Source organism: Flavobacterium sp. ASV13, from assembly GCF_000745775.1.
Lineage (GTDB): Bacteria > Bacteroidota > Bacteroidia > Flavobacteriales > Flavobacteriaceae > Flavobacterium.
In genome coordinates, this window is record NZ_JQJY01000004.1 from 59304 (window position 1) to 84841 (window position 25538).

28 protein-coding genes are annotated in these 25538 nt (G+C 32.8%); 22 read left to right on the forward strand and 6 right to left on the reverse strand.

Features of this window, described 5'->3' with window-relative positions; all coding sequences use genetic code 11:
• Positions 1-59: 59 nt before the first annotated feature.
• Positions 60-1943, reverse strand: coding sequence for a molecular chaperone DnaK (gene dnaK, locus GQ47_RS10835; protein WP_035648321.1), 1884 nt, complete (start codon positions 1941-1943; stop codon positions 60-62).
• Between the two features lie 301 nt (positions 1944-2244).
• On the opposite strand from dnaK, the gene GQ47_RS10840 reads away from it, so the two are divergent.
• From GQ47_RS10840 to GQ47_RS10895, 12 genes are all read left to right on the forward strand, one after another.
• Complete coding sequence (locus GQ47_RS10840; protein WP_035648324.1) at positions 2245-3735, forward strand: TlpA family protein disulfide reductase; 1491 nt, start codon at positions 2245-2247, stop codon at positions 3733-3735.
• 120 nt (positions 3736-3855) lie between these two features.
• Positions 3856-4215: a hypothetical protein gene (locus tag GQ47_RS10845; RefSeq protein WP_035648326.1), complete on the forward strand. Its 360-nt coding sequence runs from the start codon at positions 3856-3858 to the stop codon at positions 4213-4215.
• Positions 4216-4326: 111 nt separating this feature from the next.
• On the forward strand, positions 4327-4950 hold the full coding sequence (locus GQ47_RS10850) for a hypothetical protein (RefSeq protein ID WP_035648328.1): 624 nt from the start codon (positions 4327-4329) through the stop codon (positions 4948-4950).
• A 46-nt stretch (positions 4951-4996) separates the two neighbouring features.
• Positions 4997-5752, forward strand: a complete 756-nt coding sequence (locus GQ47_RS10855; RefSeq protein WP_035648330.1) for a hypothetical protein — start codon at positions 4997-4999, stop codon at positions 5750-5752.
• A 40-nt stretch (positions 5753-5792) separates the two neighbouring features.
• Entirely contained in the window at positions 5793-7073 is a 1281-nt protein-coding gene (locus tag GQ47_RS10860; RefSeq protein ID WP_035648331.1) for a Na+/H+ antiporter, read from the forward strand.
• Between the two features lie 82 nt (positions 7074-7155).
• Positions 7156-7623 carry a hypothetical protein gene (locus GQ47_RS10865; RefSeq protein WP_035648332.1) on the forward strand — a complete coding sequence of 156 codons (468 nt, stop codon included), beginning with the start codon at positions 7156-7158 and terminating at the stop codon, positions 7621-7623.
• 34 nt (positions 7624-7657) lie between these two features.
• Positions 7658-8119 (forward strand): SRPBCC family protein, encoded by a 462-nt coding sequence (locus GQ47_RS10870; protein WP_035648335.1) that lies wholly within the window; start codon positions 7658-7660, stop codon positions 8117-8119.
• A 43-nt stretch (positions 8120-8162) separates the two neighbouring features.
• Positions 8163-9266 (forward strand): nuclease-related domain-containing protein, encoded by a 1104-nt coding sequence (locus tag GQ47_RS10875; protein ID WP_035648338.1) that lies wholly within the window; start codon positions 8163-8165, stop codon positions 9264-9266.
• A gap of 91 nt (positions 9267-9357) precedes the next feature.
• Positions 9358-10140, forward strand: coding sequence for a peroxiredoxin family protein (locus GQ47_RS22870; RefSeq protein WP_051951483.1), 783 nt, complete (start codon positions 9358-9360; stop codon positions 10138-10140).
• A gap of 4 nt (positions 10141-10144) precedes the next feature.
• Positions 10145-10564: a hypothetical protein gene (locus tag GQ47_RS10885; protein WP_035649337.1), complete on the forward strand. Its 420-nt coding sequence runs from the start codon at positions 10145-10147 to the stop codon at positions 10562-10564.
• Positions 10565-10704: 140 nt separating this feature from the next.
• Complete coding sequence (locus GQ47_RS10890; RefSeq protein ID WP_026982233.1) at positions 10705-11142, forward strand: acyl-CoA thioesterase; 438 nt, start codon at positions 10705-10707, stop codon at positions 11140-11142.
• A gap of 88 nt (positions 11143-11230) precedes the next feature.
• A complete protein-coding gene (locus GQ47_RS10895; protein ID WP_035648340.1) occupies positions 11231-12079 on the forward strand; it encodes a mechanosensitive ion channel family protein in 849 nt (282 codons plus the stop codon).
• A 74-nt stretch (positions 12080-12153) separates the two neighbouring features.
• Here GQ47_RS10895 and GQ47_RS10900 read toward each other — a convergent pair whose 3' ends face one another.
• Positions 12154-12846: a hypothetical protein gene (locus GQ47_RS10900; RefSeq protein WP_035648342.1), complete on the reverse strand. Its 693-nt coding sequence runs from the start codon at positions 12844-12846 to the stop codon at positions 12154-12156.
• 282 nt (positions 12847-13128) lie between these two features.
• On the opposite strand from GQ47_RS10900, the gene GQ47_RS10905 reads away from it, so the two are divergent.
• From GQ47_RS10905 to GQ47_RS10930, 6 genes are all read left to right on the forward strand, one after another.
• On the forward strand, positions 13129-14121 hold the full coding sequence (locus GQ47_RS10905; protein ID WP_035648344.1) for an alpha/beta fold hydrolase: 993 nt from the start codon (positions 13129-13131) through the stop codon (positions 14119-14121).
• Between the two features lie 20 nt (positions 14122-14141).
• Positions 14142-14531 carry a DUF1398 domain-containing protein gene (locus tag GQ47_RS10910; protein WP_035648346.1) on the forward strand — a complete coding sequence of 130 codons (390 nt, stop codon included), beginning with the start codon at positions 14142-14144 and terminating at the stop codon, positions 14529-14531.
• A gap of 11 nt (positions 14532-14542) precedes the next feature.
• Positions 14543-15385 carry a ThuA domain-containing protein gene (locus tag GQ47_RS10915; RefSeq protein WP_035648348.1) on the forward strand — a complete coding sequence of 281 codons (843 nt, stop codon included), beginning with the start codon at positions 14543-14545 and terminating at the stop codon, positions 15383-15385.
• A gap of 74 nt (positions 15386-15459) precedes the next feature.
• Positions 15460-16266, forward strand: a complete 807-nt coding sequence (locus GQ47_RS10920; RefSeq protein WP_035648350.1) for a hypothetical protein — start codon at positions 15460-15462, stop codon at positions 16264-16266.
• 37 nt (positions 16267-16303) lie between these two features.
• On the forward strand, positions 16304-17152 hold the full coding sequence (locus tag GQ47_RS10925) for a sulfurtransferase (RefSeq protein WP_035648353.1): 849 nt from the start codon (positions 16304-16306) through the stop codon (positions 17150-17152).
• A gap of 22 nt (positions 17153-17174) precedes the next feature.
• A complete protein-coding gene (locus GQ47_RS10930; RefSeq protein WP_035648356.1) occupies positions 17175-18416 on the forward strand; it encodes an ATP-binding cassette domain-containing protein in 1242 nt (413 codons plus the stop codon).
• Between the two features lie 119 nt (positions 18417-18535).
• On the opposite strand, the gene GQ47_RS10935 is transcribed toward GQ47_RS10930, so the two are convergent.
• On the reverse strand, positions 18536-19579 hold the full coding sequence (locus tag GQ47_RS10935) for an RluA family pseudouridine synthase (protein WP_035648359.1): 1044 nt from the start codon (positions 19577-19579) through the stop codon (positions 18536-18538).
• Positions 19569-20186: a PASTA domain-containing protein gene (locus tag GQ47_RS10940; RefSeq protein WP_035648362.1), complete on the reverse strand. Its 618-nt coding sequence runs from the start codon at positions 20184-20186 to the stop codon at positions 19569-19571. Before GQ47_RS10940 ends, GQ47_RS10935 begins: the two co-directional genes overlap by 11 nt.
• Before the next feature lie 301 nt (positions 20187-20487).
• On the opposite strand from GQ47_RS10940, the gene GQ47_RS10945 reads away from it, so the two are divergent.
• The 4 genes from GQ47_RS10945 to GQ47_RS10960 all read left to right on the forward strand — a co-directional run bounded on the left by GQ47_RS10945 (position 20488) and on the right by GQ47_RS10960 (position 23388).
• On the forward strand, positions 20488-21459 hold the full coding sequence (locus tag GQ47_RS10945) for a D-alanine--D-alanine ligase (RefSeq protein WP_035648366.1): 972 nt from the start codon (positions 20488-20490) through the stop codon (positions 21457-21459).
• A gap of 142 nt (positions 21460-21601) precedes the next feature.
• A complete protein-coding gene (coaD, locus tag GQ47_RS10950; RefSeq protein ID WP_035648368.1) occupies positions 21602-22060 on the forward strand; it encodes a pantetheine-phosphate adenylyltransferase in 459 nt (152 codons plus the stop codon).
• Between the two features lie 74 nt (positions 22061-22134).
• Positions 22135-22737 (forward strand): zinc ribbon domain-containing protein, encoded by a 603-nt coding sequence (locus GQ47_RS10955; RefSeq protein WP_035648370.1) that lies wholly within the window; start codon positions 22135-22137, stop codon positions 22735-22737.
• Between the two features lie 72 nt (positions 22738-22809).
• Positions 22810-23388 carry a PhnA domain-containing protein gene (locus tag GQ47_RS10960; protein ID WP_035648371.1) on the forward strand — a complete coding sequence of 193 codons (579 nt, stop codon included), beginning with the start codon at positions 22810-22812 and terminating at the stop codon, positions 23386-23388.
• 128 nt (positions 23389-23516) lie between these two features.
• Here the strand turns inward: GQ47_RS10960 and GQ47_RS10965 are convergent, their stop codons facing one another.
• Complete coding sequence (locus GQ47_RS10965; RefSeq protein ID WP_035648373.1) at positions 23517-23963, reverse strand: hypothetical protein; 447 nt, start codon at positions 23961-23963, stop codon at positions 23517-23519.
• 177 nt (positions 23964-24140) lie between these two features.
• Complete coding sequence (locus GQ47_RS10970) at positions 24141-25502, reverse strand: DEAD/DEAH box helicase (protein ID WP_035648375.1); 1362 nt, start codon at positions 25500-25502, stop codon at positions 24141-24143.
• Between the last annotated feature and the right edge of the window lie 36 nt (positions 25503-25538).

Here is a 25538-nt window from a genome sequence, read left to right on the forward strand (position 1 = left end):
GGCATAAAAAAAAACCGAGTCATTTCTGACTCGGTTTTCATATTCAATTTAAGAGTAAATTATTTTACTTCTTCGAATTCAACGTCTTCAACATTGTCTCCAGATTGCTCTTGTTGTGGAGCAGCTTGTTGACCTTGATCACCACCTTGAGCGTACATTGCTTCTGTAGCTGTTTTCCAAGCTGCATTTACATTGTCTAATCCTTTTTGGATTGCTTCAAGATCTTGAGATTGGTGAGCAAATCTTAATTCAGTTAAAGCAAATTCGATAGCTGTTTTTTGATCGTCTGTCAATTTATCTCCTAACTCTTTCAATTGAGATTCAGTTTGGAAAATAGTACTGTCAGCTTCGTTCAATTTCTCAGCTCTTTCTTTTGCAATTCTGTCTGCATCAGCGTTAGCTTCAGCATCTTTTTTCATTTTTTCGATTTCTTCAGCTGTTAATCCAGAAGAAGCTTCGATACGGATATCGTGAGATTTTCCAGTTCCTTTATCAGTTGCAGAAACTTTGATGATACCATTAGCATCGATATCGAAAGTTACTTCGATTTGAGGAACTCCTCTTGGTGCTGGTGGAATACCATCTAAGTGGAAACGACCGATAGTTTTGTTATCAGCAGCCATTGCTCTTTCTCCTTGTAATACGTGGATTTCAACAGATGGTTGAGAATCAGCAGCAGTAGAGAATACTTGAGATTTTTTAGTTGGGATAGTTGTGTTAGACTCGATTAATTTAGTCAATACACCACCCATAGTTTCGATACCTAAAGAAAGAGGCGTTACGTCAAGTAACAATACATCTTTTACATCTCCAGATAAAACTCCACCTTGAATAGCAGCTCCAATAGCAACAACCTCATCAGGGTTAACACCTTTAGATGCTTTTTTACCGAAGAATTTTTCAACTTCGTCAGCGATTCTTGGCATACGAGTAGAACCTCCTACAAGGATTACTTCGTCGATATCAGATGTAGATAAACCTGCATCTTTTAATGCTTTAGCAACTGGCTCCATAGAACGTTTTACTAAAGTATCAGATAATTGCTCAAATTTAGCTCTAGATAATTTTTTCACTAAGTGTTTTGGTCCAGAAGCAGTAGCAGTTACGTAAGGTAAGTTGATTTCTGTTTCAGCAGAAGATGATAATTCAATCTTCGCTTTCTCAGCAGCTTCTTTCAAACGCTGTAATGACATTGGGTCTAAACGTAAATCAATTCCTTCTTCAGATTTGAATTCGTCAGCTAACCAGTCAATAATAACTTGGTCAAAATCATCACCACCTAAGTGAGTATCACCATTTGTAGATAATACTTCGAATACACCGTCTCCTAATTCAAGAACAGAGATATCAAAAGTACCTCCACCTAAATCGTAAACAGCAATTTTTTGATCATTTCCTTTTTTATCTAATCCGTAAGCAAGTGCAGCAGCAGTTGGCTCGTTGATGATACGCATAACTTTAAGACCAGCGATTTCTCCAGCTTCTTTTGTAGCTTGACGTTGCGCATCGTTAAAGTAAGCAGGAACCGTAATAACCGCTTCAGTTACTGTTTGACCTAAATAGTCTTCAGCAGTTTTTTTCATTTTTTGAAGTGTCATTGCAGACAATTCTTGAGCAGTGTATAAACGACCGTCAATATCCACACGTGGCGTATTGTTGTCACCTTTTACAACACTGTAAGGAACTCTTTTTGCCTCATCTTGAGTTTCAGCAAAAGTGTGTCCCATAAAACGTTTAATAGAAGCAATCGTTTTTGTAGGATTCGTTACTGCTTGTCTTTTTGCAGGATCACCTACTTTAATTTCTCCACCTTCAACAAAAGCGATGATAGATGGTGTAGTTCTTTTTCCTTCTGCGTTAGGGATAACAACTGCTTCGTTACCTTCCATTACAGAAACACAAGAGTTCGTCGTACCTAAGTCAATTCCGATTATTTTACCCATTTTTTATATATTTAATTTTTGATTTAAATTTTAAACTCATGTGGCATAAGTCAATCTTTGTGCCAAGATAAAAAACTAAATAAAATTGTCAGTTTTACTGTCGGGAGTTTAAAAATCATCTGACAACATGACATTTTAAATACCTGACATGTATGGCATATTAGTATTTCAGCTGTCATTATATTCGACAAATTTTCCGGTTACGATATAATTACAAGGCAGTTATCTCTTTTAAAATCTCTTTTTTCCAAAATAAAAAATCTATATTTGAGATAATCAAAATTAATTAAAACCTTAAATCATGAAGTTGTTTCAATTAATAGTAATAATGCTTCTTCCTGCATTTGCATTTTGCCAAACCCAAAAAGACAATATTAAAATAATCGGAAAAATAGCCGGTAAAATCCCTGAAACAATTGAATATACTTTACCCATTAACGGAATTGAATATTTTGGTTTTACCAATTCTATACAGCCGGATTCGGCAGGAAATTTTGAAATTAATGTTTATTCTAGTAAAGCTTGTTTCATAGATTTATCAAATAGTTATAAATCATTCGGAACTGTAATTGCAGAACCTGGAATGACTTATAACATTTCCATCAATACTGAATCTCCTGAAAATAAATTTAGGGTTGCTTCCAAAAATGAAAAAGGACAAACTTTATATAATCAAATCCCAACCCGAAACATGATTACTGGTGATGGTCATTTTGAATCCGAAACAAAAAAATATAAAAATGACAGTATTTCCTCTGAAGTAAAACAAAAAATTGAACACCAAAGAGAACTCGAAATTGCCGGATTTCAACAATTATTAAAAGACAAAACCATTTCTAAGGATTTTTATAATCTCGTAAAATCAGACCGAGATTATTTCTATAAAGGCATGCAAGGAAGTCTTGCTTTTATAAATTATTTGATTTCGGAACAAAAAAACAATTCACTTTCTCCTGCTGAATATAAAAAGCTTTGGAAGGGAATTTTCGAAACTAATCCCGTAACAAATCCTGAGCTTTTAAGCTCGCCATGGTTTTATTTTTATGTCGAAAATTATTTACGCTATAACGAGTTAATAATTGATGCGACAGACAGGTCAACTTTAACTGAATTTAATAAACAAGGAATTATTCATACACACAATATTGACTATGCTAATAAACATTTATCAGGCCTCCAATTAGAATATTACTTTGCAGCTTATATTTATTACGAAGCCATTAATAATAATTATGAAAAAGAACTGATAACGCTTTTTGAGCAATTCAAAAAAGAATATCCATCAAGCTCGTACACCCATTTCTTAGAACCTGTAATTATTCCCATTATTGCTTTTCACAAAAAACAGGCTGAACCATTAAATGAAAAAATAAAATTTATTGCTAATACAACAACTTTCAATTCGGTAAAAGATGCACTGAAAACATTAAATGGTAAACAATATTATGTTGATATTTGGGCAACTTGGTGCGGACCATGCAAAGAAGAATTTAAAGGCAATGCAAAATTGTATGAATTGCTAAAATCCAAAAACATCACAATGGTTTACGTTTCAATCGACAAAGATAATCGCGAAAAACAATGGCAGGAAATGATTCATTTTTACAATTTAGAAGGTTTTCATATCAGAGCAAATGAAAAATTAGATGCTGATTTAAGAAATTTATATGGCAGTCAGTCAATGGGAATTCCTTGGCATTTTTTGGCGGATGAAAATGGAAATATCATTAATAAAAGACTAAGCGGGTCATCTGAAATTGAGATTTTAGAAAAACAGCTAAATAATAATTAATAAACACCCGATTTGGCGAATCCGAAAATAGAGCATAATTTAGTTCAAAACCCAATACATTGTTGGAACGCTACGCAGCACATATAACCAAATTTAGAATATAAAATTAACTAATTAAAAATGGGAATACTAGAAAAAATATTTAGAAAGCCAAAACCAAAAAATCCTGAAGATTTTTTTTTAGTTACAATTAATAAAGAATTTATTAGAGTTGAGCATCCAGAGAGAAAAACCGAAGAAATTTTATGGAATGATATTGAAGAAATAAAAATAATAAATACAGACGGTGGACCTTTTGTACCTGATGTTTGGTTAGCGTTGCTTGGCGAAAATTCAGGGTGTCTTATTCCACATGGTGCTAAAGGATTTGAAACAGTTTATGAAATAATTTCAAAATATAATAATTTCAACTTTGACAATTTTATTTCTTCAATGTCATGCACAGATAATGAAGAATTTTTATTGTGGAAAAAGGAATAAATATATCGCATGATAACTAACAAAACGATTTTTTTAAAACAAGCTTAATGAATCGGTGTAAATAATGCTATCCATTAAATTGAGATCAACAAAAAAACAATCCGTCATAAAATGAGACTAAAACTAACTTTATTTTTCCTGATTTTGTCTATTTCGATATTTGCACAAACAAACTTAGGCATTGGTTTAATTTCCATTAAATTTAATGATAAAACTGTTTTGCCATTTTATTCTTCAATGAATGATAAAGAACCTATAAAAACTATTCGATTTTTTAATGATAAATCGATCAATAGTTGGAATATTAAAGATCTTAAAAATGAGCAAAAATGGTTGAAACCAGAAGTACTTTGGATCGATTACAATTTCTTTGTCTTTCGTTGCGAGAAACAGGAAAATGACTGGTTTAAAATAATTGTAGATAACGAATCTGGAAAATCACTTTGGATTAAAAAAAATAAAATAACCGAATTTAAAAATTGGGAAAAGTATCTTCAGGATATGTTTAGAATTGAAAGAGTCTCAAAAACCGACAAAATTTATAAATCACCCAATAAAAATGCAGCAACAATTAAATACTCCGGAGAGGATTGTTTTCAGGTTAAATCAACGAAAGGAGACTGGATTGAAATTTTTACTTCAGAATGTGATGAATCAAAAAATGAAATAAAATCGGGTTGGATAAAATGGAAAGAAGGAAATCGTTTATTGATTGAGTACTTTCCAATCAGCTAATAAACAGTTGAATTATTGCTTATTAACATTTTTCTAAATTATAAAAATGAAAAAACTAATTTTACCTATCATAGCAATTTCATTTGCTTTTACAGTTCAATCTTGTCTTAAAAAAGAAACAATAAGCCCCAAAAAAAATGCTTCTGTAATCGACAGTCTTCCAGAGCATGACTGTACAGGCGAAGAAGAATATGAGGAAAGCACTTCCGGAGAACCTGATAATGTCACTTATCCTGAAACAGGAAATAAAATTGCAGACTTTCTTCCTAAACCCGACGTTTATGAAGTGCAATATAAAGCTGAAGGCGATTTGAATAATGACAATTTACCTGATATTGCTGTTGTATTAAAACACAAGGAAAATTATACGTTAAAAAGACCCATGTTAATCCTTTTGCAAAATGGAGATAAATCATACCGTTTAGATAAAATATCCAATATTGTGATGCCTCCTGAATATAACGAAAATGATTTTAAAATGTACACTGAAACTATCAGTATAGAAAAAGAAGAACTTCGTATCTATCTCTTTGGTGGCCCGCATAATGCTATTTCCAGTACATTTAAATATATAGAAAAAAATCTCGTTTTGAACACTTTAACTGCATATTCTGGTGGTGCTGGAAGTATCGTCGAAATGTCTTATGATTTTGAAAAAAGTGAAAGCACAACAAAAGAAACCAATACAATGGAAGAAAATATGCCGTCAACATCTGAAACTTTCCCAATAAAAAAAGAACTTCATATTTTTGAAGATACTGCCCTTACGGAATTCTATAATGGAGATAGTGACGAATCTTAAAATTTTACAATATGTTTACTGTCTTTTTAAACTTTAAAAAATGGAAAACTACACCATAATCATTTTCATATTAGCCATTGTAATTGGTATTTCTGCTTTTGCCGAAAAATCAAAACTACCCTTCCCTATTCTTTTAGTAATTGTTGGAGTTGCCATTGGATTTATTCCAACTATGAATGAAATCGAAATTAATCCCGAAATCATTTTTTTGATATTTCTGCCGCCATTATTGTATGATGCTTCATTTAATATTTCACCCAAACATTTCAAAACAAATCTTAGCACGATAAGCACATTAGCCATTCCTTTGGTTTTTCTGACTACTTTCTGGATTGCAGTGGTTTCGCATTATATGATTCCCGGAATGAGCTGGCCATTGTCTTTTGTTCTCGGCGCCATACTTTCAGCTACTGATGCTGTTGCAGCGGTAAATATTACAAAAGGTCTTGACATTCCTGAAAAAACGATTACAATACTCGAAGGCGAAAGTCTTATTAATGACGCTTCTGCCCTTGTTGCCTATCGTTTTGCTGTTGCTGCGGTGATGGGCTCGGCTTTTGTTATTTGGAAAGCTACATTTCAATTTGTACTCTTACTCGGAGGCGGATTTTTAGTTGGTTTTGTTACGGGCAAAATTTTAGCTTTTATTCTAAAAAAAGTCCGCAATAATATAAATGTTACGGTTAGCTTTATGCTGCTTATGCCTTTTGTCACTTACCTTATTGCAGAACATTTGCATGTTTCGGGCGTAATTGCGGTTGTTATTTTAGGTTTAGCAATGGCACGTTTAAGCAATAAAGTCTTTCCTGAAAATTTAAAAAACAATGCCCGAAGTCTTTGGGATGTTATTATTTTTCTGCTCAATGGTTTGATTTTTATATTAATCGGACTCAATTTTAGATATATTCTGAAAGATATTGACGACGGTATGATTTTACCTTACATTGGTTATGCTGCAATAATTACCATTGTGGCATTATTAACCAGAATGGTGAGGGTGTTTTTTCAAAAGAAGAATCTACAAAAGGCTTTTCAAAAGAACAAAAAAGGAAAACGAAAAGTGAGTGAGAATGCGTTGCTTGATTTTGGTAATAGTTTAATTATAAGCTGGTCAGGAATGCGCGGCATTGTTTCGCTGGCAATTGCTTTAGGTTTACCAAAATTTCTAGATGACGGAACTGTTTTTCCTCAACGAAATGCTATTATTTTCATTTCGGTAGCAGTTGTACTGATCACTATAATTGGTCAAGGACTTACATTACCGTGGGTAGTTAAAAAAATAAACTCAACCAATAAAGACAAAGAGCTAGCTCAGAAGTAACTTTATAAGTAAATACGCTTACGAATTTTAATATTTTACGTACTTTCGATAAACCATTTACTAACACCCAAAAAACAAAAAAATGAGTGAAGAATTACAAAGCAATTTTGACGAATTTGAAAAAACAGAAATAATCAGAAGAAAATTACTTCCTTGGTGGATCAAAACATTCTGCTGGATTTTTATGATTTTAGCGGTTTGCGGATTAGGGACCTTGATAGGAAGTGCTTTCTCTACAAATGTTCAACTTTCGTTATATGGCTTTGAAACCAATACTGCATACTCTGGTATCGGAATTTTTCTTATAGCGGTTATGACCTTAAAAGGTTATGCAGGATATTCACTTTGGTTCGAAAAAGCAAATGCGATTTCAATTGCCAAAATTGACGCGATTGTTGGCGTTATCATCTGTCTTGGTTCCATGTTTGTACTTCCATATATTACAGAAAATGGACATTTCTCTTTACGCTTAGAGCTTTTATTATTAATTCCTTACTTTATTAAAATCAACAAAATTGAAAACGAATGGAACAGCGCAGAAAGCTTATAGCGATTTGTAATGTTTAATCAATAAATAGACAAAAATGAAATCAGAAATCATCATAACAACGCCAGAATCAGAAATTGTTACGACACGAATTCTGAATTTTCCGCAAGAATTGGTTTTTAAAGCCTGGAGTGATCCTGACCATTTAAAAAATTGGTGGGGACCAAAAGGTTTTACTAATACTTTTCATGAATTTAATTTTTGCGAAGGCGGAAAATGGAGCTTTATTATGCACGGTCCCGAAGTTGGAAATTATGCCAATGAATGCGAATTCATAAAAATAGACAAACCGAATCTTATTGCATGGAAACGCCATTCTAAACCGCTGTTCCAAATTCTGACCACATTTGAAACCGTTACCGAAAATCAAACGAAAGTAGTTTTTAAAATGCTTTTTGAAACTATTGAAGAATGCCAAAAACTGAAACCTTACGTTGTCGATAAAAACGAAGAAAACTTTGACAAACTCGAAGTTGAATTATCGAAAATGAAGTCATAAACATCTATAAAATATATCATATGGTAATTAATCGAGAAAGATTATGTGTAGAGTTTATAATACCATTGGATGTCTGAATACTTTACAAATTCAACTTGTCAGATATAATGCTGATCACTTTCACACATTAAATGAGCTGATTAATTTTCGGAAAAATTATCGAGCAAATGAAGCACAGATTATTGCTGATCATTCACTATTTATAGAAGAAGAAAAAACAAGCCTCGAAAAAGATATTGCTGAACTAAACCTTGCTATTCCACAAAAGAAAATCGATCTTGAAGAACAATTAAAACAAAAACTTGACGATTTAAATCTGGAAATTGAATACCTCCCCGAAACTCATTCCAGAATTATTCCAACAATAAAAGATTATTGGTTCAACCTTGTCATTTGCATAAAATTTTGGCTGGTACAACTTCAATTCCATTTTGATATTTTACATTTTAATTATCAGGCAAAAAAACTACTTTCCAAAAAAAATAAACGGTTAGAATATCTTTCGACAAATTTTCAAGATGCTGTAAATGAAAGCTGTTTCCCTGATTTACAAGCGCTAGAAAAGAAAAAAGAAATCGTTGAAAATCTAAACAATACAATTTATGGTGCAATTGGAGAGCAAAAAGTAGAAACTGTACTCAAAAAACTCTCTAACGATTATATTTTGATAAATGATTTTTGTTGCTCTTTCAATCCTCCAATCTACAATAAAAACAATAAAGATCATATCCATTCAATTCAAATTGATCATCTGCTTCTATCGCCAGCTGGTATCTTTTTAATTGAAACAAAAAATTGGAACAACAATTCCATAAATAATCCAGATTTTCGATCTCCCGTTCAGCAAATTCTCAGAACTAATTTTGCATTGTATAAAATGCTTAATAATGAATTAGGCAACTTAAATAAAAATTTTGCCCGGCAATATTGGGGAAACAGAAAAGTTCCTATCAAAAATGTAATTGTTTTCACCAACAATAAACCTTTAGAGCAATTTGAATTTGTAAAAATTGTCACATTAGACGAATTACTTCCTTATATAAAATACTTCGACGCAAGCTTTTTAAATGACGAAATTGAAATGGTTGCTGACTTTCTTCTTAAATTTTCTGAACAAAGAAAAAACCGCTCTAGATTAAGTGCTTAACGCAAATGCCATTTGGCTTTACTCCATAAAATTTAAAAGTTCTCTTTTAAAAAAATAGTATATTTATCAAAAAACTATCAAATCAAACCACATGAAAAAATTAATTTGTTTTACTCTTCTCTTAATTACACCATTTTTTTACGCACAAAATAAAGTCGCCAAAAAGCCCGAAACTGTCATTATAATCAACAATGAAATTGTAACAATGGCACAAGTGGAGAAATATGCTCAGGAAGGCAGAATTAAATCAATGAATAAAGGCGTTACAGAAGAAGAAAGAAATAAATTAGCCGAAAAATATGGTGATAAAATTGGAGACCGAGAATTTATAACGGTTGTTGAGGTTTTTACTGAACAAGAAAGCCTTGGAAAAAAAAGCAACGTTGTTGATGCACCAAAAAGAGAAATTCCAAAGAAAACTGAGGAATATCTTTTAAACATAAATGATACTGCTAAAGATTTTACTTTGAAACTCCTTGATGGAAAAACAATAAAACTTTCCGATCTAAAAGGAAAAGTAGTTCTTGTCAATTTTTGGGCCACTTGGTGTGCACCTTGTCTTCAGGAATTTTACGATGTCCCGGCAAAAATTACAGAACCATTTAAAAACGATAATTTTATATTTTTGGCCATCTCAAGTGGCGAAGCTGAAAATCTTGTTGTGAAAAAAGCAACAAAACTAAAAAAAGATGGTCTTGATTTTAATTATGGAATCGATCCAGATAAAAAAATATGGAATGATTATGCAACAAATTCAATTCCGAAAAACTTCCTTATTGACCAAAATGGAGTTATAAAATTTGCAACCACTGGAAATGTCGAAGGAAATCTAGATAATCTTGCCGCTGAAATCAAAAAACTGCTTTCAAAATAAAACTATGACATTTAAATATTCTATTTGCCATCCCGACAAACCAGAAATTGAATATAAAAATCAATTGATTTCCAAAGAAGAAGTTTTAGAAATTGCTAAAAATTATCCATGGACTGAAAAATTAGATTTCTCAGATACGCTCGACCAAAATAAAGTTTATTTTAATCCTTCGCTCGATTTCAGTTGTACTAATAACGGACAAAGTTTTGCTTTGACTGCAATATATGATAAACAAAAAAATCTCGAATTTTCTTTGTGGTACAATAGACCTAAAAAAGTCAAATCTTTCTTTGGCTTATTCGGAGAATCTGAAAAAATGATTGTTGATGATTATTGGTCGCTTAATCTTGATGAATCTTTAAAATTTCTTACCTATTTTGTAGAAGGAAAATATGATGCTATTGAAGATTTGTATAAAAAATAAAGTATCAATTTTGATAAATTTTATTCTGTCGGAAATTCCATTTGTTTTTATTCGTAATTTCGATTTTTTAAAAAGATTGTCGTTTTAGACAAAACAATTTCGGCAGGCAATCGCAATACAATTTAAATTACAATTACAAAATGGCTTCATTTATTAAAGAAATTTCTTTTCGCTGGTCAGATTTAGACCCAAATTTCCACGTTCGTCATAGTGCTTATTACGATTTTGGTGCACAACATCGTATCGAAATCCTTGAAGAGCTTGGATTGACTTTGAGAGTAATGCAAACGCAAGGTTTTGGCCCAGTTTTGTTTAGAGAAGAATGTGTTTTTAGAAAAGAATTAAAACTTTCGGATAAAATTTTCATTCATACCAAAACTTCAAAAATGAAAGCCGATGCTTCACGCTGGTCTATCATTCATGAATTTAGAAGAGAAGACGATACACTTTGCGCAACCATTACTGTTGACGGTGCATGGATGGACACAAAATTGAGAAAACTGGCTTCTCCAACACCAGAAATTGCAATCGAAGCGTTGAGCATTTTTCCAAAAAGCGACGATTTTGTTGGACTATAAAAACTAGCAAAATTTATTTAACTTTATAAAATCCAAAAAACAATATTGACAATTGTTTTTTGGATTTTTTTTCTCAAAATCAAAATCTATGATTGATTACGTAAAAGACTTTAGAATTGTATTTTTTATCGTTATTATCGCCATTGTAACTATAGTTTTGGGCGCTTTAACAGATAAAATTCTTCGTTATTTTTTATACCGAAAACTAAACGACAAAGAATATGATGCCACTGGTTTTAGATTCTTAAAACATTTGGTTATAACCGTAATCTACATTCTTGGATTTGCTTTTGCTTTAATCCAAATTCCTGAGTTTAAAATTATCGGACATTCCTTTTTAGCTGGTGCCGGCGTTATTTCTCTCGTCGCTGGTTTAGCTTCGCAACAAGCTTTAAGCAATATTGTAAGCGGAATCTTTTTGGTGATTTTTAAGCCTTTCAAAATCAACGATAAAATCACCATCAACAATTTTGTTGGAACAGTTGAAGATATCAATTTAAGACAAGTCGTTTTAAAAGATGCTGAGAACAACCGAATTATAATTCCAAATTCCGTTATCAGCAACCAAATTATTGTCAATACAAACATGCACGATACCAAATGTTGCAAAATAATCGAAATTGGAATTGGTTATGATTCTGATCTCGAAAAAGCATTGGAAATCATGAAAGATGAAATTGCCAAACACCCGTTTTTTATTGATACACGCACTAAAGAAGCCAAAAATCAAAAAGCACCTCTTGTTGTGGCGCGAGTTGTAGCTCTCGCCGATTCAAGCGTGAATTTAAAAGCTTGGGCCTGGGCAAAAAACTCTACAGACGGTTTCATAATGTATTGCGATTTACTGCAAAGCATTAAAAAACGTTTTGATGAAGCCAAAATTGATATTCCGTATCCGCAAAGAGTGGTGACAATTAAAAATAATAATCCTTTATAAATTTTTAAATTCCAAAAAATCAAAAATCTGTGGAGACCAGTTCAATTCGTTTAAATCTGTGGCCCAAATCATAGTTATTCAAACTTCAACCCAAAATTTACTTTTTCAAAAGTGGTGCTACAGGAAAGTGCAAATCGTCCAATATTTAATGTACCGAAAATCCCTCCAACTGAATGTCCTGAATAAAATCCGCCGGCTGAAAATCGATGAACCTGATACTTCAAAGCAATATCATTCACTCTTGAGCTAAGTTGCCCAAAAGCAATCACATGGGGTATAATTTCATAGCTTCCAAAAACTTTCGGGACCAGTTTTTTGTAATAATCAAAACTTTCATCGGTTTCATAATCCACACTTGTTGAATGCAGATTTTCAAGATTTCCGCCAATATAAGTGTTTTCAGAAAAATGCCATGAAACGCTAAAACCCGTAAAAGTTCCGTCGTAACCACTCCGTGATTCGAGATATCCCACACCAATCGTGGCTCTGAAATTACCGCAAATTTTTCCGATGTAGCCAATGTAAGTCCGGTCAATTTCCGACTTGTCAATTCCAGCGCCAAAAATAATGTCATCATCACACATACTAAAAGCATACTGAAAATAAGCCGAATATTGATTTTCATTGGCCGCGACAACGCTTCGGCCTTTATCCAGATCGATATTTGCAGAAATTAAGGTTGAGTTTATAACGGCGAAATCAAATGTGTTGATTTCTTGGGCAAATGTGGGGACTGTGAGCAGGAATAAAAGTATTGTTTTTTTCATAATACTATTTTTTAGCTTACAACATTCTGATACTAAGTTACATACATTTTTACTATTAATATAAAGAAGTTCCCTAAAATACTACATTACTCGTCAAAATGCATTATTTTCAAAATCAGCATCATTTAATCGATAAAATTTCAATAAATCATCGATTATTAACATTAAAAATCATGAAATTATTCTGAATGCTCTTTTTCTGATAACTTTAAGACATTAATTTTTGCATTTCCAAATGGTTAACGGTAATTTTATACTTCTTAACCCATAATTGGCCCTGAAATGAAAATTGCAAAGCTTTTATTATTCCTGTTCCCTTTTTTGGTTTTCGCGCAAGATGCCAATATTAAACCTCTAGATATTAATTTGACGAATTACGAATATCCTTATCCCGTTCAATTTTTAGAATTGACCAGCCAGCGCCAGTACATGCAAATGTTTTATATGGATATAACTCCGGAAAATTACAACAACAAAAATGTGGTACTTCTTCACGGAAAAAACTTCAACGGAGCCTATTGGGAAACAACTATAAAAGCATTAACTGCAGCAGGTTTCCGAGTAATTGTTCCAGATCAGATTGGCTTTGGAAAATCATCTAAACCCGATAATTTTCAATATACTTTTCAGCAATTGGCAGAAAACACCAAAAAATTATTAGATCATCTTGGAATCGGGAAAGCGACTATTTTAGGACATTCTATGGGCGGAATGCTGGCAACTCGCTTCGCTTTGATGTATCCGGAAATGACTGAAAAATTAGTTTTAGAAAACCCAATTGGTTTGGAAGACTGGAAATTAGTCGTTCCTTATAAACCTGTAGATTGGTGGTACGAATCAGAATTGAAACAAAATTTTCAGACCATTAAAAATTATCAAATGGCTAATTATTATAACGGAAAATGGAACGCCGATTATCAAAAATGGGCCGAACTCAGTGCTGGTTGGACAACAGACCCAGAATATGAAAAAGTCGCGTGGAATTCGGCACTTTTGTATGATATGATTTTTACACAACCTGTTTTGTATGAATTTAAAAACATTCAGGTTTCAACGCTTTTAATTATTGGCACAAGAGATAAAACAGCTTTAGGAAAGCCTTTAGTTTCAGAAGATATTCAGGCAACAATGGGAAATTATGCCGAATTAGGCAAACGAACTCAAAAGGCAATTCCGAATTCAAAATTGGTTGAAATTCCAAATACAGGGCATTTGCCACATATTGAATCTTTTGATCAATTTATAAAACCATTAATCGTATTTTTGAAAGAATAATCAATTAAAACCACACTATTATGTTTACTATCGACCAAATCAAAGAAGCACATTCTAAAGTAAAAAGCGGTGCTGATTTTCCAAACTATATTCAAGATTTAATCATTCTTGGCGTAAAAGGTTACGACACTTTTGTGCATGACGGAAGTGTTGTTTATTTTGGATTAAATAATTATACTGCTGCAGCGGAAGAAAAATATCCTGAAATAAAAGTCGCTGATTTTCCTAACAAAGAGCTTTTCATCGAACTTTTAGTAAAACATCAACATGGTGAATCGGATTATATGACTTTTTGTGCGCAATGTGCGCAATGTGGAATCGCAAAATGGCGTGTTAATATTGTCGAAATGACCTGTACTTATTTTGATAAATCAGAGAACGAAATCCTAATCGAAAAAATCCCTAGTTAATTTTTAAAAATATGAAGATTTTTAATCAAAGAATAAATTTAGTTTTAGCATCACTTTTTCTAATTTGTTTAACCGGTTTTTCACAACATAAAAAAGACAAAACAAAATTTAAAGTAATTGCGTTTTATACAGGAAAAAATGATCAGGCACACATCAGTTTTGTCCATGAAGCCAATAAATGGTTTCCAAAAATTGCCGAAGAAAATCATTTTGAATACGATTCAACAAGCAATTGGGACAATCTGAATGCAAAGTTTTTAGCTAATTATCAGGTTGTATTATTTTTAGACACAAGACCAGAAACTCCATCTCAGCGCGAAGCTTTTCAAAAATATATGGAAAATGGAGGAGGTTTCATCGGATTTCATTTTTCGGCTTTTGCATTAAATAATTCCTCTTATCCACAAAACTGGGATTGGTATCACAATACTTTTCTGGGTTCTGGAGAATATGGAAGTAATACATGGAGACCGACATCGGCAATTTTGAGAGTTGAAAATCAGGATCCGATAACTAAAGGTATTCCTAAAACTTTCAAATCACAACCAAACGAATGGTACCGATGGGGCAATGATTTGACAAAAAATCCAGACATTAAAATTCTCTTAGCAATTGACGAAAGCAGTTTTCCGTTAGGAACAGGTCCAAAAGCACATGAAATTTGGCACAGTGGCTATTATCCTGTCGTTTGGACAAATAAAAAATACAAAATGCTTTATGTAAATATGGGACATAATGATATTGATTATGAAGGTAAAACAAACAAAACGCTTTCGTATACATTTGAAAATGAAACACAAAACAAAGTAATCCTGAATGCTTTGCTTTTGTTTGGAAATAAAAAAAGTAAATAATTTCAAAATAGTAGACAAACTGTCTGTAATCATAAATTCTGAAGAAATTTTTAAAACAATTACTATATAATTTAATGAAAAATAAAATCGCGATCATTCTTTTTACACTATTATTAATTTCTTGCAATTCAAAACAACAGGAAAATAAAATCAATAAAACAGATAACCTACAAAAAGAAACAGCATCAAAAATAATTAGTAAAAAAAATGAATCTGATACTGTAGATTATCAAATTTCGACGTTTGATAATCCTGAAGATGCTGATCGTATATCTAGACAAAAGGAAAGTTTGAAACGACTTTCAGAAAAAAAAGTTTTTTTAAATATTCATAACAAATTGATTGAAAAAATAAACGAAGAGCAACAATCTTTTTTCAAAAAAAACAACAATTATGAATTACTTTCTGTTGCCAAAGGAAGTCTGTTTCAGGAAAAAAGTAATGATTTTGTGTTTACAGTTTATGACAAAAAGAATGTGAAAATTTCGTTTTTATTCTATAATGAAAAAACTGCTGCATATGCTGAATTATATAAAGACATAAAAGTCATAAATGGCTTAAAAGATGCAGATTGCGATTTCTATTCTTTTGGAACATTAGATTATCAATTTGCAGATGAATTTTTAGTTTACAGTGAAGATTATCTAACAAAAAGTATAGAAACTTATTTACAATATACTAGTGTTAAAATTACTGACATATCAAAAGCTCAAGATTTTGCATTAAAAGATGGATGCTTTGCTAAAAATGTGTCAAAAACGAATCTTGCAAATACACTTTGTTTGGCCACAAGTGCTGTTTACAACAATTGGGAATGCTTACGATACGACAAAACAAACAATACTTTTTTTATTTTTTTCGGTCAGGCTTTCGCTGATTAATGATTTAAAAAATAATTCATTAAAAAATATATTTAAAATGTCAGACAAACTTTCTCCAATTATAAATTCTGAAGCATTAATTCAATTGTCACATTCAAAAACGATTGTTTTAATCGACGCCAGAGCCGGACTAAATGCGCAAGAAAATTATCAAAAAGAACATTTAAAAGGCGCTCGATATGTTGATTTGAACAAAGATTTAGCAACAGTTGATTGTAATCCGAAAAATGGTGGAAGACATCCGCTTCCGTCGTTAGAAAAGTTTGCTGATGTACTTTCTAAAAAAGGAATTTCACCGGAAAGCCATGTCATAATTTATGATGACAAAAACGGATCTAATGCAGCATCGCGATTTTGGTGGATGCTGAAAGCAATTGGACACGAAAAAGTTCAGGTTTTAAATGGAGGTTTACAAGAAGCTATAAAAGCAGGTTTTCCAATAAGTTCAGAAATTGAACAATTTGAACAAAGCAATTTTCCAGTTTCAAATTGGAAATTAGCTGTAGCCGATATTGAAGAAGTTGAAAAAGCCCGAAAAACCAATGAAAATATAGTGATTGATGTTAGAGATAAAAATCGTTTTGACGGCTTAACTGAACCATTGGATTTAATTGCGGGACATATTCCTAGTGCAATTAATGTTCCGTTTAGTGAAAATCTAAATGAAGATGGATTATACAAATCTCCTGAAATTTTAAAGGAAAAATACAATGCCATTTTAGGCGATATTAATTCAGAAAATGTAATTGTACACTGTGGTTCAGGCGTAACGGCATGCCACACCTTACTTGCAATGGATTATGCAGGAATTCCGATTCCAAAACTATATGTTGGTTCGTGGAGCGAATGGTCAAGAAATGACCGCGAAATGGCAACAAAAAACTAGAATAATTATTTAAGATTTTATAATGCAACACTGGGACATACTTTTATCTAACCAGGTAAACAAAAAAGCTTTTATTGACAACATACTCAATAGCGAATCAAAAGGAGAATTAGCCTTTTTCAACAATAAAAAAGGAATTCTGTTCTCAGATATCGCAATTGAAAAATTCATTGAAAAAGAGTATCAATATGATATCGTAGAAGCTTCTCCGGAATCACATCGTCAATTAAGGACTTTTTCTTCGGGAGAACGCAAAAAAGAGTTTTTAAAATACTGCATCAGCCAAAAACCTGATTTTATCATTTTTGACAATCCATTTGATCATTTGGATCAGGCATCGCGTGTTGTGCTGGCAGAATCTTTAAAAAAACTGACGAACGAAATTGCCATAATCCAAATTGTAAATCGCGTTTCAGATGTTTTAGAATTTGTTCCGAATAAAGCGCAAATCAAAGACAATTCATTTGAATTGCATCCGATTTTAAAAACCGAAAATCATTTTAAAACCTTAAATACAGCTGCAATTCCAAAAGCAATTGAACCACATTCTTTCCACGAAAGTGTGTTGATTAAAATGGAAGAAGTTTCGGTAAGTTACGAAGAACGCAAAATTATAGACAAAATTTCCTGGACAATAAAACAAGGCGAATTTTGGCAGTTAATTGGCCCAAACGGTTCTGGAAAAAGCACCATTTTATCTTTGATTACAGGCGATAATCCAAAAGGTTTTGGTCAGAATTTATATTTATTTGGAAGAAAAAAGGGAAGTGGAGAAAGCGTTTGGGACATCAAAAAACAAATCGGAATCTTCACCACTTCTATGACCGATTTATTTCAGAAAGGTCATACTTTGGAACAAATGATTCTTTCCGGTTTTTTTGATTCCATCGGACTTTATAACGAACCAACGACGCATCAACTGCAAATTGTAAATCAATGGTTAGATGTAATTGAAATGACGCATTTACGCAAAAAACGCTTTATCGATCTTTCAATCGGTCAGCAAAGAGTTGCTTTGATTGTTCGCGCCGTTTTAAAACATCCGCCATTATTAATTCTAGACGAACCTGTAGAAGGCCTGGACGACGAAAATGTAGATTTAGTAATTCAGCTTATCAATACGATAAAACAAGAAACAAACGTTGCTATTTTATATGTTTCACACCGAATTGAAGCCGGCCTCGCTCCTACTTCTATTTTCGAGCTTTTGCCATCAGAAACAGGATCAATCGGAAAAATAAAATTTCAAAAATTAGTTAATTAGAAAATGTGTCAATTAGAAAATTACTTATTCATGTCCAAAATAAAAAAGCTCCAATAAGGAGCTTTTTTATTATTTCTATTAAAGAAATTATCTAATTTTCTAATTGACACATTTTCTAATTATTCTTCATCTTCAGTATTATGCGACTTCACGTAAGTACGCCATTTTTCAATACAATCCTGAAAATCCTGAGGCAATTCTGTATCAAAACGCATCAATTCTCCCGTATTTGGATGAACAAAACCAAGCGTTTTAGCATGAAGCGCCTGACGTGGCAATGCTTTAAAACAATTCTCAATAAACTGTTTGTATTTAGTAAACGTCGTACCTTTTAAAATTAAATGTCCGCCGTAACGTTCATCATTGAATAACGGGTGCCCGATATGTTTCATATGTGCACGAATCTGGTGTGTTCTTCCAGTTTCTAATTTACATGAAATCAAAGTCACATAACCAAAACGCTCCAAAACTTTATAATGCGTAATAGCCGGTTTTCCAATTTCAGGATCAGCAAAAACAGCCATTTGCATACGATCTTTCAAATGTCTTGCTAAGTTTCCTTCAATTGTACCGCTTTCTGCAGCCACATTTCCCCAAACAAGAGCAATATACTCACGTTCGGTAGTTTTAGCTTCAAACTGCTTCGCTAAATGTGTCATTGCTGCTTCAGTTTTGGCAACAACCAAAAGTCCTGACGTATCTTTATCTATTCGGTGAACCAATCCCGGACGTTCACTGCTGTTCATTGGCAAATTATCAAAATGATGCGCCAAAGCATTTACCAGCGTTCCCGTGTAATTTCCGTGACCTGGATGCACAACCATTCCAGGCTCTTTATTGATTAGCAAAAGTGCATCATCTTCATAAACAATATTCAACGGAATATCTTCAGGAAGAATATGATTTTCAAATGGCGGATGCGATAACATAACCGTTATCACATCAAAAGGTTTTACTTTGTAATTTGATTTTACCGGAATATCGTTTACAAAGATATTTCCATTAGTTGCTGCATTCTGAATTTTATTTCGTGTAGCATTCGGAATCAAATACATTAAATATTTGTCAATACGCAAAAACGCCTGACCTTTAGGGACTTCAAATCTGTAATGCTCGAATAATTCGTCTTCCAGATCTAAATTTTCTTCAATATTATTGTTCATCTTGTGGGGTTTCTACAGGCACTGCCGTACTGTCTGCCTGGCTGTCATCTACATAACTCGCTTTTCCGTCTCCTAAAACCAAATCAATTTTAGAAGCTTTCAACACGCGGTCTCCTACTTTTAAGTTTCTTCCTTTGTAACGCATTTCCAAAACCATATCTTTTCCAAGATTCGGAATATAAGTAATCGTTCCCGGCTCAAGCCCCAAAGCTTTCAAAGTAGGAACCGCTTCACGATATGTTTTTTCAATTAAATCAGGAATTTTAACAGATGAAAAACCTGATGCGTTAATTTTAATATATATTTTTCTTCCAACTTTCACCTTAGTTCCCGGCAATGGATCTTGCTCAACAACACTGAATTTCGGAAATTCACTTCGGTAATCAACACTATCCAAAAGCACATAATCTAAGTCCAGTTCGTCTAATTTCTCTTCAACCTGTTCTTCAGTTAATCTCGCTAGATTTGGAACCGCAATTTCATGTCCATGATCAGTTGTAAAAGTCAGCCAATGCATAAACAAATAACCCAAAACTGCAATGATAGCTGCCGCACTCAACAATTGTAAAAAAAATACGCGGCTAGTTAAATACTTACGTAAACTCATAAATTAATTTTTAGTTGAACGCAAAGATAAAGTATTTCATTTCAAAAAAAATGATAATTTTGTTTAAAACAAAAATGCCCTGCGATTGTTATTTCTATTAAAAACTAAAATCTTTGGAATTTGGTATTTTAGAATTTAAAATTTCAATTTTTAGGAGCTGTTTCCCGCTTTCGCCTATATCTTTTTGCTCTCGTAAAAAAACGAGATCAAAAAGGATACCGGCTCTATCGGGGCTAGGGCACTCGGTTTCAGGATAAAATCTCGATTAAATAAATTAACGATTAAATAAATAAGAAAGTCAATGAAAAACATTGCCATAATAATGGGCGGATATTCAAGCGAATACAAAATTTCGCTTATCAGCGGAAACGTTGTGTACCAATATCTTGACAAAACAAAATACAACGGATTCCGAATTCATATTTTCAAAGAAAAATGGGTTTATGTAGACGCAAACGATGCCGAATTTCCAATTGACAGAAACGATTTTTCTGTAACCGTAAACGGAGAAAAAATCACTTTTGACTGTGTTTTCAATGCCATTCACGGAACTCCGGGCGAAGACGGATTAATGCAGGCTTATTTTGAATTAATTGGTCTTCCACAATCATCTTGCGATTATTATCAATCGGCTTTGACTTTCAACAAAAGAGATTTATTATCGGTTTTAAAACCATACGGAATCAAAACGGCAATTTCATATTATTTAAACAAAGGCGACGAAATCAATACTGCCGAAATCGTTAAAAAAGTAGGACTTCCTTGTTTCGTAAAACCAAATAAAGCAGGTTCAAGTTTCGGAATTTCAAAAGTAAAATCTGAAGCTGAACTTCCAATCGCAATTGAAGTTGCATATAAAGAGGATAACGAAATCATCATTGAAAGTTTCCTTGACGGAACTGAAGTTTCTGTCGGCGTAATCAATTACAAAGGCGAAATCAAAGTTTTGCCAATTACAGAAATTGTATCTGATAATGATTTCTTCGATTATGAAGCCAAATACGAAGGAAAATCACAAGAAATCACTCCAGCAAGAATTTCTGACGAACTGACACAAAAAGTTGGAGAAACAGCAAAACGCGCTTACGAAGTTTTAAAAATGAAAGGTTTCTCAAGAAGCGAATTCATTATCGTTGACAACGAACCATATATGCTTGAAATGAACACTATTCCAGGATTGACAACAGAAAGTTTGATTCCGCAACAAGCAAAAGCAGCCGGAATTTCTCTGGAAGATTTATTTACAAATGCAATTGAACTGGCTTTAGCCTAGTCACTAAGATACTAAGGTGCTGAGATACTAAGATTTCAGCACCTTATTTTTTAATTATAACACAATCTTGTCGTTCTGAATCTCCGATTCTAAAAAAAACTTAGAATCTTAGCATCTCAGCACCTCAGAATCTTTAAAAGAAATGCGAAAAGCCATATTCCCAGGATCATTTGACCCAATTACGTTAGGACACGAAGATATCATCAAAAGAGGAGTTCCGTTATTTGATGAAATTGTAATTGCCATTGGTGTAAATGCTGAAAAAAAATACATGTTTTCATTAGAAGAAAGAAAACGTTTCATTGAAGAAACCTTCAAAGACGAACCGAAAATTTCGGTAATAACTTATGAAGGACTTACGATTGATTTGGCAAAAAAAGAAAAAGCCAATTTCATTTTAAGAGGTCTGCGCAACCCCGCCGATTTCGAATTCGAAAAAGCCATTGCGCATACCAACAGAAAGCTTTCAAAAATCGAAACAGTATTTTTATTGACCGCTGCAAAAACTTCTTTTATCAGTTCAAGTATTGTTCGTGATGTTTTGCGCAATGGAGGCGAATATGAAATGCTGGTTCCAGATGCTGTAAGAGTTACAAAATAAGGGAATAAACAAACTTATTTGCACAGGTAAGATAAATCGTTATTTTTGTTTACCTAACCCCTAAAACCTAAATAATGATTTTTTACGGAACCAAAGCTGCAAACATCAAAAATGACCAAGTTTTAAACGTAGATTGCTCACATTGCGATTCGAAAGTTACCATGAGATACAGCATATTCGAAAAATATGCTCATATTTATTGGATTCCTTTTTTTCCAATCAAAAAATTAATTTTTGCAGAATGTAATTCCTGTAAAAAGACATTTGAAAGACACGAACTTCCAACGCCAACTCAGCAAAAAATTGACCGATCAAAAGGAAAAGTAAACAGTCCGTTTTGGATGTTTTCAGGATTAATGATTATAGGAGCTTTTGTTCTATACGGTTTTTACAGTTCAGTCCAAACAACAAAAGACACTGAAAATTTTATTCAAAGCCCAAAAATTGGTGACGTTTACCTGATTAATAGCTCAACTGGATTTTATTCAACAATGAAACTGGATGAAATTTCAAAAGACAGTTTGGTATTGTTAATCAATAATATGGAAATTGACAACAAAGAGGAAATTGGAAAAATTGATTTGAAAGAAAATTATGTAAACAAAAAAACTATAGCCAAAAGAGAGCTGCAAAAACTTTTAACTGAAAATAAAATTTACGAAGTAGTTAGACATTAATACTTCCAACCATAAATTTGTAAGCGAAGCAAATTATAAGTAATTTCGCATTTTTAAAATAAACAAGAAATAATGAGCATCGAGAGAGAATTAAACAAGCGAAGCGGATCTAAATGTGAACTTTGTGGCGCCGAGGAAAATCTAAAAGTATATCAAGTTTTACCAACTCAAAAAGGCGGACTTGACGAAAGCATTTTAGCTTGTAACACCTGTATTGACCAAATTGAAAACCCAGATAATGTAGATTTAAATCACTGGAGATGTTTAAACGACAGCATGTGGAATGAAAACATTCCGGTTCAGGTTGTGGCGTGGAGAATGCTAAGCCGTATGCGCGCTGCTGGTTGGCCTCAGGAATTACTTGACATGATGTATCTGGACGAAGATACGTTGGCATGGGCACAAGCAACAGGAGAAGGTGAAGACGACGAAAACAAACTCGTTCACCGCGACAGCAACGGAGTAGTTTTACAACACGGAGATTCTGTAGTTTTGATCAAAGATCTTAAAGTAAAAGGATCTAGCATGGTTGCCAAACAAGGAACTGCTGTTAGAAACATTCGTTTAGATCACGAAAACGCTGAATATATTGAAGGAAAAGTCGATGGCCAGCAAATTGTGATTATTACGCAATACGTAAAGAAGATTTAAAAGATACTAAGGTTCTAAGTTGCTAAGATTCTAAGTTTTTTTTTTAAAACTCATAACTCATAACTCATAACTTTTAAACATAAAAAAAAGCTGTTCGACTGAACAGCTTTTTTTTATGTTTAAGTAAATTATTTTTGGAATAATTTATTGATTTGATCTTTTACAAATGGCTCAGAAACACTGCTTGTTGCTGAAGTAGCTTCTTTGCTTGAAACCATAAATTGAACTGTAGCTTTCTCTGGAATTACACTTCCTGTGTAATGCAACCAGATATAGTTGTTAGGCAATTCTAATTTAATATCATACAATGGGCTTGCAGAAAAACCATTCATGATAATAGAGTAAAGACTTGCGTAATCATTGTTTACATTTTTGAATGAAAATTTTCTCAAAGCTGAAGAATCGTCATCATTCTGAATACTAGTGTAATACACAGTATACTCGTCTCCAATTTTCTGAATGTAATTGTTATTTACTTTTCCTAATTTTTCAACCGGAACTGTTTCAAGAACTTTAATTTGTGCAAATGAAACGAAACTTAAGAACAAAGTAGCAATGGTAATAATGTTTTTCATAACGTATTTGGGGTTTACAATTTTACTGTAGCAAAAAAACATAGAAATAATGAAAAAATCGCTATCAAATCATTATTTTTTTAACACAAAATTGTAAAACTTAATTTGAATTTTATAAAATACTGACAAACAACACAATAGAACAAAAATTACTCAACTGTTCTATTTTTCCTCAATCTAGTATTTTTTACTTTTTTCGTCTTCTTTCTTTACAACATTACGGGCCACTTCAATTTTAAACTTTTTGCCTTTCATTTTTTCATCTTTGATATGCTTCAGCAAATCTTTGACTTTATTGTATTTTACAGCTGCAAACGAAACAAAATCTTTTACTTCGATCAATCCTAAATCTTCTTTTTCTAATTTTCCTTTTTGAGAAAAGAAACCAACAATGTCAAATTTGTTCAGTTTTGTTTTCTTTCCGCCGCTTATGTAAATGGTTTGAAATTGTGGTGGTTTTGGCAACGAAACAATTCCTTCGACATCTAAAACATCCATTTCATAATCAATATAATCCAGCTGTTTTTCACTTTCGTGAATAATGACATAAGCCGTTCCGCTTGCTTGCATACGCGCTGTACGACCATTTCTATGCGTGAATTCGTCTTCTTTTAACGGCAGATGATAATGAATAACGTGTTTCATTTCTGGAATATCCAAACCTCTCGCCGCTAAATCTGTTGTGACCAAATAACTAATACTTCCGTTTCTAAACTGAATTAAAGCGCGCTCGCGTTCGTCCTGATCCATTCCGCCATGATAATAAACCGAATAGATTCCTTTTTCATTCAAAGTATCACTGATACGTTCTGCCGCATCTCTATGGTTGCAAAAAATAATAGCCGATTCTGATTTTAAAGAACAAATCAAATTGAATAAACTCCCTAATTTATCTTTGGCTGACGAAACAATCATTTTCATTGACAGATTCGCTTTTTCCTCTTCTTCTGGAATAAAATCCAAAACAGTTGGATTTATAACGCGTGTATATTTCGGAATTTCAATATCTGAAGTTGCAGAAACCAAAACTCTTTTATTGACTTTCGGCAATCTTCCAATAATAAAAGACATTTGTTCGTGAAACCCTAACTGAAGCGATTTATCAAACTCATCTAAAATCAAAGTTTGAATTTTATCGGTTCTGAAAGTTTCTCTGTCAATATGATCTGCAATTCTTCCAGGAGTTCCAATTAAAACTGCAGGCGGATTGCTTAAATTCTTGATTTCAGTATCAATTGAATGTCCGCCATAGCAGATATTTACTTTGTATTGCGTTCCCATTTTTTTCCAAACTTGCTCAATTTGAAGCCCAAGTTCACGCGACGGAACCAAAATTAAACATTGAACAGAAAGAATTTCAGGCTGCAGCATTTCTAAAACCGGAAGCAAAAAAGCCAATGTCTTTCCTGATCCTGTTGGAGAAAGTAATAAAACATTGTTTTCGTTCAAAATAGCATCTTGCGCCATTTCTTGCATTTCGTTTAGGCTCTGAATCCCTAAATTCGAAAGTATGTTGTTGGAATGGTGTTTTTTATTCATTTTGCAAAAGTAGGGAAAAAAGTTTTGTTTCAAGTT

Coding starts and splice junctions, on each gene's coding strand:
- GQ47_RS10925 (WP_035648353.1), top strand. CDS start 16,304: ATGTCAGACAAACTTTCTCCAATTATAAATTCTGAAGCATTAATTCAA.
- GQ47_RS10940 (WP_035648362.1), bottom strand. CDS start 20,186: ATGAGTTTACGTAAGTATTTAACTAGCCGCGTATTTTTTTTACAATTG.
- GQ47_RS10855 (WP_035648330.1), top strand. CDS start 4,997: ATGAAAAAACTAATTTTACCTATCATAGCAATTTCATTTGCTTTTACA.
- GQ47_RS10935 (WP_035648359.1), bottom strand. CDS start 19,579: ATGAACAATAATATTGAAGAAAATTTAGATCTGGAAGACGAATTATTC.
- GQ47_RS10900 (WP_035648342.1), bottom strand. CDS start 12,846: ATGAAAAAAACAATACTTTTATTCCTGCTCACAGTCCCCACATTTGCC.
- GQ47_RS10840 (WP_035648324.1), top strand. CDS start 2,245: ATGAAGTTGTTTCAATTAATAGTAATAATGCTTCTTCCTGCATTTGCA.
- GQ47_RS10920 (WP_035648350.1), top strand. CDS start 15,460: ATGAAAAATAAAATCGCGATCATTCTTTTTACACTATTATTAATTTCT.
- GQ47_RS10930 (WP_035648356.1), top strand. CDS start 17,175: ATGCAACACTGGGACATACTTTTATCTAACCAGGTAAACAAAAAAGCT.
- GQ47_RS10875 (WP_035648338.1), top strand. CDS start 8,163: ATGTGTAGAGTTTATAATACCATTGGATGTCTGAATACTTTACAAATT.
- GQ47_RS10965 (WP_035648373.1), bottom strand. CDS start 23,963: ATGAAAAACATTATTACCATTGCTACTTTGTTCTTAAGTTTCGTTTCA.
- GQ47_RS10865 (WP_035648332.1), top strand. CDS start 7,156: ATGAGTGAAGAATTACAAAGCAATTTTGACGAATTTGAAAAAACAGAA.
- GQ47_RS10970 (WP_035648375.1), bottom strand. CDS start 25,502: ATGAATAAAAAACACCATTCCAACAACATACTTTCGAATTTAGGGATT.
- GQ47_RS10945 (WP_035648366.1), top strand. CDS start 20,488: ATGAAAAACATTGCCATAATAATGGGCGGATATTCAAGCGAATACAAA.
- GQ47_RS10890 (WP_026982233.1), top strand. CDS start 10,705: ATGGCTTCATTTATTAAAGAAATTTCTTTTCGCTGGTCAGATTTAGAC.
- GQ47_RS10860 (WP_035648331.1), top strand. CDS start 5,793: ATGGAAAACTACACCATAATCATTTTCATATTAGCCATTGTAATTGGT.
- GQ47_RS10955 (WP_035648370.1), top strand. CDS start 22,135: ATGATTTTTTACGGAACCAAAGCTGCAAACATCAAAAATGACCAAGTT.
- GQ47_RS10885 (WP_035649337.1), top strand. CDS start 10,145: ATGACATTTAAATATTCTATTTGCCATCCCGACAAACCAGAAATTGAA.
- GQ47_RS10960 (WP_035648371.1), top strand. CDS start 22,810: ATGAGCATCGAGAGAGAATTAAACAAGCGAAGCGGATCTAAATGTGAA.
- GQ47_RS10915 (WP_035648348.1), top strand. CDS start 14,543: ATGAAGATTTTTAATCAAAGAATAAATTTAGTTTTAGCATCACTTTTT.
- GQ47_RS10845 (WP_035648326.1), top strand. CDS start 3,856: ATGGGAATACTAGAAAAAATATTTAGAAAGCCAAAACCAAAAAATCCT.
- GQ47_RS10910 (WP_035648346.1), top strand. CDS start 14,142: ATGTTTACTATCGACCAAATCAAAGAAGCACATTCTAAAGTAAAAAGC.
- GQ47_RS10850 (WP_035648328.1), top strand. CDS start 4,327: ATGAGACTAAAACTAACTTTATTTTTCCTGATTTTGTCTATTTCGATA.
- dnaK (WP_035648321.1), bottom strand. CDS start 1,943: ATGGGTAAAATAATCGGAATTGACTTAGGTACGACGAACTCTTGTGTT.
- coaD (WP_035648368.1), top strand. CDS start 21,602: ATGCGAAAAGCCATATTCCCAGGATCATTTGACCCAATTACGTTAGGA.
- GQ47_RS22870 (WP_051951483.1), top strand. CDS start 9,358: ATGAAAAAATTAATTTGTTTTACTCTTCTCTTAATTACACCATTTTTT.
- GQ47_RS10895 (WP_035648340.1), top strand. CDS start 11,231: ATGATTGATTACGTAAAAGACTTTAGAATTGTATTTTTTATCGTTATT.
- GQ47_RS10905 (WP_035648344.1), top strand. CDS start 13,129: ATGAAAATTGCAAAGCTTTTATTATTCCTGTTCCCTTTTTTGGTTTTC.
- GQ47_RS10870 (WP_035648335.1), top strand. CDS start 7,658: ATGAAATCAGAAATCATCATAACAACGCCAGAATCAGAAATTGTTACG.